Source organism: Microvirga sp. GCM10011540 (genome assembly GCF_042650665.1).
Taxonomy (GTDB): domain Bacteria; phylum Pseudomonadota; class Alphaproteobacteria; order Rhizobiales; family Beijerinckiaceae; genus Microvirga; species Microvirga lenta.
Window position 1 is genome coordinate 101911 of sequence record NZ_JBHSBQ010000139.1, and the last position, 9896, is coordinate 111806.

General features: G+C 63.9%; 9 protein-coding genes. 3 read left to right on the forward strand and 6 right to left on the reverse strand.

The genetic code is table 11. The features are described from left to right. Positions 1-80: 80 nt before the first annotated feature. Genes ACFOYU_RS22385 through ACFOYU_RS22395 form a run of 3 tightly spaced genes read left to right on the forward strand, consistent with a single transcriptional unit; the run spans position 81 to position 2321 of the window. Positions 81-1004, forward strand: a complete 924-nt coding sequence (locus ACFOYU_RS22385) for a DMT family transporter (RefSeq protein ID WP_377035288.1) — start codon at positions 81-83, stop codon at positions 1002-1004. After that, a complete protein-coding gene (locus ACFOYU_RS22390) occupies positions 1001-1303 on the forward strand; it encodes a TfoX/Sxy family protein (protein WP_226742355.1) in 303 nt (100 codons plus the stop codon). The genes ACFOYU_RS22385 and ACFOYU_RS22390 overlap by 4 nt, the downstream gene beginning before the upstream one ends. A gap of 31 nt (positions 1304-1334) precedes the next feature. Continuing rightward, entirely contained in the window at positions 1335-2321 is a 987-nt protein-coding gene (locus ACFOYU_RS22395; protein ID WP_377035289.1) for a 2-hydroxyacid dehydrogenase, read from the forward strand. Between the two features lie 4 nt (positions 2322-2325). Here the strand turns inward: ACFOYU_RS22395 and ACFOYU_RS22400 are convergent, their stop codons facing one another. The 6 genes from ACFOYU_RS22400 to eda all read right to left on the reverse strand — a co-directional run bounded on the left by ACFOYU_RS22400 (position 2326) and on the right by eda (position 9701). Next, positions 2326-3351: an AraC family transcriptional regulator gene (locus tag ACFOYU_RS22400; RefSeq protein ID WP_377035290.1), complete on the reverse strand. Its 1026-nt coding sequence runs from the start codon at positions 3349-3351 to the stop codon at positions 2326-2328. A gap of 18 nt (positions 3352-3369) precedes the next feature. Next, complete coding sequence (locus ACFOYU_RS22405; RefSeq protein WP_377035291.1) at positions 3370-4401, reverse strand: AraC family transcriptional regulator; 1032 nt, start codon at positions 4399-4401, stop codon at positions 3370-3372. Positions 4402-5427: 1026 nt separating this feature from the next. Further along, positions 5428-6174, reverse strand: coding sequence for an SDR family oxidoreductase (locus tag ACFOYU_RS22410; protein ID WP_226742359.1), 747 nt, complete (start codon positions 6172-6174; stop codon positions 5428-5430). Between the two features lie 32 nt (positions 6175-6206). Continuing rightward, positions 6207-8015 carry an IlvD/Edd family dehydratase gene (locus ACFOYU_RS22415; protein ID WP_226742360.1) on the reverse strand — a complete coding sequence of 603 codons (1809 nt, stop codon included), beginning with the start codon at positions 8013-8015 and terminating at the stop codon, positions 6207-6209. A gap of 183 nt (positions 8016-8198) precedes the next feature. Next, positions 8199-8993 carry a tellurite resistance TerB family protein gene (locus tag ACFOYU_RS22420; protein ID WP_377035292.1) on the reverse strand — a complete coding sequence of 265 codons (795 nt, stop codon included), beginning with the start codon at positions 8991-8993 and terminating at the stop codon, positions 8199-8201. A 63-nt stretch (positions 8994-9056) separates the two neighbouring features. Beyond that, a complete protein-coding gene (eda, locus tag ACFOYU_RS22425) occupies positions 9057-9701 on the reverse strand; it encodes a bifunctional 4-hydroxy-2-oxoglutarate aldolase/2-dehydro-3-deoxy-phosphogluconate aldolase (RefSeq protein WP_377035293.1) in 645 nt (214 codons plus the stop codon). Positions 9702-9896: the final 195 nt, after the last annotated feature.

Consider the following 9896-nt stretch of genomic DNA (forward strand, 5'->3'; position numbering starts at 1 on the left):
CCGAGCCCTGTCCGGGGCGCAGGAGGGCCGTGCGTCACGGACATTCGCCGTAACGCAGCCGTGCCGCTAGCATCCTGTGCATGGCAGACACGACGACACACCCGCTTCTGACCAGGAGCTCCCTGCGCCGGCAGCGGCTGATCGGCATCGCTCTCATGTGCGGAGCGCTGATCTGCTTCTCCTGCCTCGATGCGACGGCCAAATGGGTCAACCGCTCCGTCGATCCGCTCGTGACGGTCTGGGCCCGCTACATGTCGGCGTTCCTCCTGACGGCGGCCGTGCTCAATCCCTGGACCCAGCCGGGTCTCCTCAAGACGCGCCGTCTCCCCCTGCAGCTCGTCCGCTCCACCCTGCTCTTCCTGTCGACCCTGTGCAATTTCGTCGCCCTGCAGTATCTGCAGCTCGTCGAGACCATGTCGATCATCTTCTCGACTCCCCTTCTCGTGGCGCTTCTGGCCGGTCCGATCCTGGGGGAATATGTCGGCGCCCGGCGGATGGCGGCGATCGGGGTCGGCTTCGTCGGCATTCTGGTCATCACGCGCCCCGGCCTCGGCGCCATGCACCCGGCCGTGCTGCTCTCCGTGGCCGGAGCGGTCGCCTATGCCTTCTACGGCATCACCACCCGCATGCTCGCCTCCCACGACTCGACCGCGACGACGACGTTCTATTCGGGCCTGGCCGGCATCGTCCTCATGACGCCGCTGCTGCCCTGGATCTGGACGACACCCCCCTCGCCCCTGACATGGCTTCTCCTGGCCCTGACGGGCGTCTTCGGCGGCCTGGGGCACTGGCTCCTGATCCTCGCCCACGCGCGTGCTCCGGCCGCGATCCTGTCGCCCTTCATCTACTCCCAGATCATCTGGATGCTGGCCCTGGGCTACATCCTGTTCGGGGACTGGCCCGATCCCTGGACCTTCGCGGGAGCCGGGATCGTCATCGCCTCCGGGCTCTACTTGCTCTATCGTGAGCGGGTAAGGCATCAGGAACCGGAGCGTTCGGCATGAATGACGCGCCCATCGGCACCCTTCCCGGCGTGGGGCCAGTGACCCAGGGCTGGCTGGAGGAGGCAGGCATCCGCACCGTTGCGGAGCTCCGGGCGGTGGGATCCGTCGATGCCTATCGGCGGCTCAAGTTCATGTTCCCGCGCCGCGTCAGCCTCAACGCCCTCTACGGGATCGAGGCCGCCCTGCGGGGCTGCCATTGGCTCGACCTGCCGCCTTCCGTGAAGTCCGCGCTTCAGCAGGAGGCGAGGACGATCGACGAAGCCCTTCTCAAGGGCGCAGCCTCCCGCTGCAGCCTCTAGACCAGACCGCGACCCCAGACAGGACAGGACGATGACGAAGACCGATATCTTGATGCCGGGACCGATGATGCCGAGCGTGATCGAGGCGCTCGACCGGGATTTCGTTCTGCACCGCCTGTGGGAGCAGAGCGATCGGGATGCCTTCCTCCGCGAGGTCGGCCCGCGGATCCGCGGCCTCGCGGCCAGCACGGTGGCGGGCCGCACGGATGGGACGCTGCTCGGCTACCTTCCCAATCTCGAGGTGATCGCGAGCTTCGGCGTCGGCTACGACAACGTGGACGTGGTGGAAGCGGCCAGGCGGGGCATCGTGGTGACCAACACGCCCGATGTGCTGAATGCGGAGGTCGCCGACCTGACGATCGGCCTCCTGATCGCGACGCTGAGGCAGATCCCCCAGGCCGACCGCTACCTTCGCGCAGGCCAGTGGCTCAAGGCTCCGTTCCCTCTGTCGCCGACCCTGCGGGAGCGGAAGGTCGGCATCATCGGCTTGGGACGCATCGGCAAGGCCATCGCCCGGCGGCTCGAAGGCTTCGACGTCAGCATCGCCTATCACGGCCGGACACGGCAGGAGGGCGTCGCCTATGCCTATCATCCGACCCTGAAGGGAATGGCCGAGGCCTGCGACGTGCTGATCGCCATCACCCCTGGCGGCGCCTCGACGAAGCACCTCATCAATGCGGAGATCCTGAAGGCGCTAGGCCCCAACGGCGTGCTGATCAACGTGGCCCGCGGCAGCGTCGTGGACGAGCGGGCCCTGATCGAGGCGCTGCGCAGCAAGACGATCCTGGCCGCCGGCCTCGACGTGTTCGAGGACGAGCCGCGCGTTCCCCAGGAGCTGATCGACATGGAGAACGTGGTTCTTCTTCCCCACGTCGCCTCCGCCTCCGTGCATACGCGACGCGCCATGGGGCAGCTCGTCGTCGACAACCTGATCTCGTGGTTCGAAGGCAAGGGACCGCTCACGCCTGTGCCGGAGACGCCCTGGTCCGCCGTGGAACTCCCGGCAGCGGCCGGCTGAGCGCTCAGGCCCTCAGCTTTTTCAGAAGGGTCTCGCGCGGGGCGACCCCATAGGCGCGCTTATAGAGCCTCGAGAACTCGCCCATATGGCTGAAGCCGTTTCCGACGGCGATTTCAGCCATCGATGCGAGGGCCGGATCCGCCTTCAGCAAGGCCAGATGGGCATGCTGGAGACGGACCGCACGCAGGAAAGCCATGGGCGACATCTGGCGGAAGTCTTGGAAGCCGTTCTGCAGGCTCCTGGCGCTCACGCCCGCCTCGGCCGCGATGTCGGCCAGGGAGAGCGGCTCCGAAAAATGCGTCTCGATATAGGCCTCCGCCCGCCTCACGTGATGCGGTGCTGCGGCCCTCTGAGGCTGATGGAGCAGCCGCGAATAAGTGTGGGTGTGGGTGAGGAGAAATCCGGTCAGCACCGTCTGCTCCAGCTCCAGGCGGGCTGCTGGAATCTGCCGGACGAAGGAGTGCGGATTGCTTATTTCGCCCGCGGCGTATTGCACGAGGCGCAGCCAGCTCCGCCCCAACCCGTCGTCGAGACGGAGCTCGGGCTCGAATTCGATGGGCTCGCCGATGTCGCATCCGATCAGCTTCGCGCCGATCTCTGCGATCCTGTGACGGCTCATGACCATGCCGAGGCCGACGCAGTCCTCGCCGAAGAGCAGGGCCTTGGGCGGGCCTGACGAAAAGGTCAGACCGCGCGAACCGTCATTCTTGTAGCGTCGGCCCTTCCACAGCAGGTCGCAGCTCCCCTTCGATGTCATGGAGAAGCCGATCCGGTCATCGGCCTCCTCGGCATCGAGCTCGATCGTGAGGGGGCGTCCGAAACTCATGCTGAAGATGCAGAGCTCCTTCCACCCGTTGAACGCGAAGGCACAGTCGAAATCCGAGCCGCGATGCAAGGGGGTCAGCTTGTGGCCGATTATGGCTTTGCTGACGACCTCCTCGAACTCGTCGAGCCTGGGTGTCCTGAAGGCGCAGTCGTCCACGAGAGCACTCTCGGGCTTGAATCCATTCAGGCGATGGTGTGCTGCCATGGATGCTGCCTCTCGGCTTTAGCGGATGCGGTGCAGGGTCTGCCTCGGCGTCTCGCCGAACGTTCGCTTGTAGAGGGTCGCGAACTCGCCCAAATGGCCGAAACCGCAACTGACGGCGATGTCCGTCACGGTAGCGAATGCCGGGTCTGCTTTCAGGAGCGCCCGGTGAGCGTGCTGGAGACGCATCTGGCGGAGGAAAGCCATCGGCGTCGTGTGGCGGAAGTTCTGGAACCCGTTCTGGAGGCTCCGCGCACTTACGCCAGCTTGAGCGGCGATCTCGGCAAGCGACAGAGGTTCGGAGAAATGCGCCTCGATATAGGCTTCCGCCCGCCTCACGTAGTACGGGACAGCAGGAGATTGCGGGCGGAGAAGCTCGTCCGAGTAATTGTGGGAATGCGCGAGCAGAAACCCCGTCACCACCATCTGCTCCAGCTGCTGACGCGCGGCCGGCAGGCGTCTTGCGAGAGACATGGGATCCCTGAGCTCGCCGGTCGTATACTGCACGAGCCGCAGCCAGCTCTGCCCAGCCGCGTCGTCGAGGCGAAACTGAGTCTCGAACTCCACTTGCCCGTCGATCTCATGGCCCAGGAGCTTTGAGCAGTACTCCGCGATCCGGTGCCGGCTCATCATGACGCCCGAACCATGGCAGTCTTCGCTGAAGCGCAGGATCCGCGGGGGGCCGGAGGTGAAGACGACGCCCATCTGCCCCACGTTTTGATATTCGCGGCCCCGCAGAAGCAACTGGCCGCTGCCTTCCGTGTTCATCGCGAAGCCGATCCGGTCATCCGAATCCTCCGGCGCAAGCTCCGCCTCCAGTTTGCAGCCGAAACGAACATGAAAGACGCTCAGGTCGCTCCAGCCGTTGAACCCGAACTCGCCGTCGACGGTCACACCTCGGGAATAGGGGCTGAGCCTGTGCTCGGTCACGGTGTTTTTCAGAACATGCTCGAACTCGTCGAGCCGAGCCGTTCTGAAGTTGTATTCGGCGATCAAGCTGCTCTCGGGAGACGAGGCGTCTCCGCCGCCATTCGAATGTCTAGATCCGGCCATGGCCGACATCCCTTGGACCGGGGCCCGCCGCCCGATTGCCGCTTCTGTGCAGGGTGCGCTTCGGTATTCTGCCGCAAGCGCTCCCATGAAGAGCGGCGATCCTCGCCAAACCGAGCTCCGCTTCCCGACGTGTTCCACGCACTGGCAGAAGACGCATCGACGAGATGGGGTCGGGACTGCCCTCGAAACGAGCACCGCGAAATGCCGGAGAGAACCCCTTGATAGTTATCATATAACTTAGGGTTTCTTCAGGAATGGTCTGCGGAGACGTCTCTAGGTTGCATTTAGAAGAACCGGTAATCTGAGATGGTAATAACGGAGTGAAACTACTATCACCGCGACTCGAATACTGACTTCTCGCCATATCGGCCGCCTTCTCAGCTACGTTACGACGTAGAGACGCTACTATTCTTACGCTTTTCCGACAAGACGTGCGGCTTTCCGATTTCTCCCAGCAAACAATCCTGTCAAATTTTTTCTCACAGCAGCAAGCAATCAACGCTAACCGCTGAGAAATACCGGCACAAGAAAGAGAAATAATTTTGTTCGGAGGCAGAGATGAAATCAGCGACCGCATCAAGAGTAAATAATCGCCTCTCTAACTTCCTTCAGCGATATTTCTATAACCATTCACTTTTCAAGATAATAAGTCACCATATCGCGCCTTTAGCGCAGGAAATAAAATCGAAATTCATTTTGTTGCGTGGAGTGATCTTCTACTTGCTAGGAGCCAATAAGAATGCTGTTGCTGACTTCAGCAAGGTTTTGCGCCTCGATTGGCGCAACGAGAGGGTGGTCATATGGATCGATAGGGCAGAACGAGCCCATAGGATCACCCTTCGTCGACAGGCCTCTCAGGCCGAGGGTGAGGAGAATGGAATGATCCACCCACTCTCGGTCTGGGACCGGCCGACCCGGCACCAATTCGCATTCGCGAGGATATAAGAACAACGTCCCGGTGCGGGCCACTCAACTTCCTGGGCGGAGCCTTCCGAGGGAGGCTCCGCCCTCTTCTCAAAGGGCAAATCAAAGGGCAAATCCGCCGTCGACGAGATGAACCTGCCCGGTGGTGTAGCTGGATTCATCCGAGGCTAGGTAGACGGCGAGCCAGGCCACCTCCTCCGCCGTGCCGAGACGCCCCATGGGTTGGCGATCGATGAAAGCCTGTCGCACGGCATCGAGGCCCTGGCCTGAACTCTCCGCCTGGGCCTGAATCCGCTCATCGAGGGAGGGCGACTGGATGGTGCCGGGGCAGATGGCATTGGCGCGGACGCCGCGGCGGATGAAATCCGCCGCGACCGCCTTGGTGAGCCCGATGACCGCCGCCTTCGTGGCGCCATAGACATAGCGGTTCGGAATGCCCCGCACGGAGGAAGCGCCGGACGCGATGTTGACGATCGAGCCCCCTCCCCTGTCCAGCATCCCCGGCAGCGCCGCCTTGATCGTCCGGTGCATGGATTTCACGTTAAGGTCGAACGAAAAATCCCAATCCCGGTCCGAGCAATCGAGGACCGTGCCGTGGTGCACGAATCCCGCCGCGTTGACGAGGATGTCGAGAGGCCCGGTCTCGGCCAGGAGCCTTCCCACGTCCTGATCCGAGAGGACATCGAGCCTGCGATGCTCCGCCCCGGCAAGACCTTCGAGCTTCTCGGGGTTGAGATCGGTCGCCCAGACCCTTGCGCCCTCGCGCACGAATGCCTCGGCGATGGCCCGGCCGATGCCTTGCCCGGCGGCGGTGATAAGGGCCGTCTTGCCTTGTAGCCGGTCAGCCATGATGCTCCTCGCGCTGAAATCCTGCCGGATGTTTAGTGGTTGTCCCGCGGTACGCCGAAGGTCTGGGCGATGCTCTGGAACTTCACGGCAGGCCGCAAGGTCATTCCCTCGGAGAGCTGATCGACCATGGCCCGCTGGATCTCCTGCCAGGGCGTCTGGCTCGCCGGATAGGGAAAGCCGCCGCGTGCATTCAGATCGGCCCGCCGCCGCTGCAGTTCCTCGTCCGTGATCATGATATCGGCGCGGCGTTTGTTCAGGTCGATGCGCACGCGGTCTCCGGTCTGCAACAAGGCCAGTCCGCCGCCTACGGCGGCCTCCGGCGAGGCATTGAGGATCGAGGGCGTCGCGGAGGTGCCCGATTGCCGCCCGTCGCCGATGCAGGGCAAGGACAGCACACCTTTCTTGATGAGGGCTGCCGGCGGCTGCATGTTGACCACCTCGGCCGCTCCCGGATAACCGACGGGTCCGGCTCCCCGCATGATGAGCAGCGTGTTCTCGTCGATCTCGAGGGACGGATCGTCGATCCGATGGTGATAATCCTCGGGCCCCTCGAACACCACGACACGCCCCTCGAAGGCATTCGGATCCTCGGGATTGGAAAGGTATCTCTCGCGGAACTCCTCGCTGATCACGCTCGTCTTCATGATCGCCGAATCGAACAGGTTGCCCTTGAGGTTCAGGAAGCCTGCCTTTTCCTTCAGCGGATTGTCGTAGGAACGGATCACATCCCGATCCCAGGTGTGCTTGCCCCTGCAGTTCTCGCCGATGGTCTGGCCTGTGCAGGTGAGCGCATCCTCGTGGATCTTGCCGGCGCCGATGAGCTCCGCCAGGACCGCCGGCAGGCCGCCGGCCCGGAAGTATTCCTCGCCGAGATATTCTCCGGCCGGCTGCACGTTCACGAGCAGCGGGATCTCGAAGCCGATGCGCTCCCAATCGTCGCAGTCGAGCGGCACACCGATGTGCTTGGCGATGGCATTGATGTGGATGGGAGCGTTGGTGGAGCCGCCGATGGCCGCATTCGCCACGATGGCGTTCTCGAAGGCCTCCCGAGTCAGGATGTCGGAGGGTTTCAGGTCCTCCCACACCATGTCGACGATGCGCCTTCCCGTCTCGTAAGCCGCCTGCCCGCGCTCGCGGTAGGGAGCGGGAATCGCGGCTGAGCCCGGCAGCGCCATTCCCAGCGCCTCGGCGAGCGCATTCATGGTGGAGGCGGTGCCCATGGTGTTGCAATGGCCGACAGAGGGAGCGGAAGAGCCGACGATGTCCATGAACTGCTGGTAGTCGATATCGCCCGCCGCGTGGCGTTCGCGGGCCTTCCAGACGACGGTGCCGGATCCTGTCCGCTCCCCGTGGTGCCATCCGTTGAGCATGGGCCCGACATTCAGGGAAATGGCGGGGATGTTCACCGTGGCCGCGGCCATGATGCAGGCCGGCATGGTCTTGTCGCACCCGGTCAGCAGCACGACCCCGTCGAGCGGATAGCCGTAGAGCACCTCGACGAGAGACAGGTAGGCGAGATTGCGGTCCAGGCAGGCTGTCGGACGCTTGCCCGTTTCCTGGATCGGATGGCATGGGAACTCGAAGGCGACTCCGCCGGCTGCCGTGATGCCGTCCCGGACCCGCTTGGCGAGATCGAGGTGATGACGGTTGCACGGCGACAGATCGGAGCCGGTCTGGGCGATTCCGATGATCGGCTTCTTGCCCTGGAGCTCCTTCCCCGTCAGGCCGAAATTCAGGTAGCGCTCCAGATAGAGCGCCGTCATTCCCGGGTTGTCGGGATTGTCGAACCACAGGCGGGAACGGAGCTGTTCGGGCGTGCGACGGTGAGGCCTGTCAGCCATTCTTCGGTCCTTTTCACTGCCGATTGATGCGCATGCCGTGATTTGACCCCTTGCCGCGACGGAAATCAACCGTCCGCGAGAAGGCGGCGCGGACAGAATGTCGAGCTGGCGGAATTCGGAGGCCGGCGCATCGAGGCCCGCGACGCCCGGGCATAGGGCCTGTGCGGAAAAACCCGGGTATCTCTAGCGCAGGCTGCTGGCGGTATCGTCGATCTGCGCCCTCAATGCCTGGTCGAGATCCAGAGCCTCGGCGAGCTGATGCAGGAACTCGCGCTCCTGAATCGTGTCGGGATCGATTGCAATCCGCGCCGCGGCATAGACCTGCGCCGCCTTCTCCGGGTCATCGACCGTGGCGGCAAGCTCTTCCACATCCGCAGGCGAGGCCATTTCGCTCTCGAGCCAGCGGGTCGCCTGCGGATCGATTCCCGCTTCCGTCAGGCCCTTGACGATGCGCCCGCGCTCGGTTTCGTCGATCTGGCCGTCCGCCGAGGCGGCCGCAACCATGGTGCGCAGGAAGAGAAGGGCATCGTCCTCCGTCTGCGACACGGGATGGAAGCGCGAGGTTTCCGGCAGTTCCAGGGTGTCCTGCGGTGCGGATATCTCGGCCGCCGTCGATCCGGCCGACGCCCCCTCGGGCGTCGTCTGTGCCCCTTGGCCGGCCTGCCGGCTCTGATAGGCCCGATAAGCAAGCCCGCCGATCAGCGCCAAGCCGCCGAGCTTGGCCAGACTGCCGGTCAACCCGCTCTTCCGGCCCCTCGTGAACATGAGGCCCGCCAAGCCCACGATGGCGGCCTGCGTGAGCCCTGGATTCTGAGCCGCAACGTCCTTGGCCTTCTGCAGCAGCTGATCCGGGGACTGTCCGGTGACGGTCTCGACCTGTCTTCCGAGCCCGGCGAGGCCACCCTGCCCTCCCTGGTGCTGACCGGGACGGCTCAATGCCCCGACGACGGCATCCAGAAGTTTCCTGTAATCGACCATGGGGGCCTCCTCGGTTGGTCCTCAAGCTGAGCTAAGTACACAACGGAGGCGCCCAGGAATGGTTCAGCCTGCCGTGCGCAGAGCCGCAGCCTCGGAGGCGAGGCGTCGGATCGTCGCAAAGTCGGACGCCTTGAGGGCATCGGCAGGGGTCACCCATGTGCCGCCGACACAGGCCACGTTGGGGAGCTTCAGATAGGATGCGGCATTCGCCTGATCGATGCCGCCGGTCGGGCAGAAGGCAATTCCAGGGAGCGGTCCCTGTACCGACTTCAGCCAGGCGGCTCCGCCGGATGCAGCAGCTGGAAAGAACTTCAGCCGGTCGAACCCGAGGCTGGCGAGGGTCATCGCCTCCGAGACTGTCGAGCAGCCTGGCATCACCGGGATAGGAGCCTGCCGCAGCTGTTCGGCGAGCAGCAGTGGCGTTCCTGGGGTGACGATGAACTTGGCTCCCGCATCGACGACCTCACTGATCTGACTCGCGTGCAGAATGGTTCCTGCGGCCACGACGGCTTCCGGCACGGCCTTGGCGATGGCACTGATCGCGTCAAGCGCCGCAGGCGTTCTCAGGGTGATCTCGATGACGGGAAGGCCGGCCTGCAGGAGTGTCTGCGCCAGGTCGATGCTGGCCCGGGCGTCCTCGATCGTCACCACGGGGATCACGGGCGCGAGGCGGATATAGTCGTCGATGGAGGAATTGTTCGTCGCCACCGTGCACCTCTTTGCTTGCGATGGAGACAAGGGAGACGAGCCACGTCTGTTTGTCCAGCCTTGATTGAGCCGCTCGTTCGGTTGTGGTTGACAGGGGTGTTGGTTTTCAGCCTCTGGCGCGCAAGCAGCGTCTGTTGCGGGATGCGCGCCAGCGTTTTCACGACCGTCTTCTGTGTGCGGCGTCGGTTGTGGGCC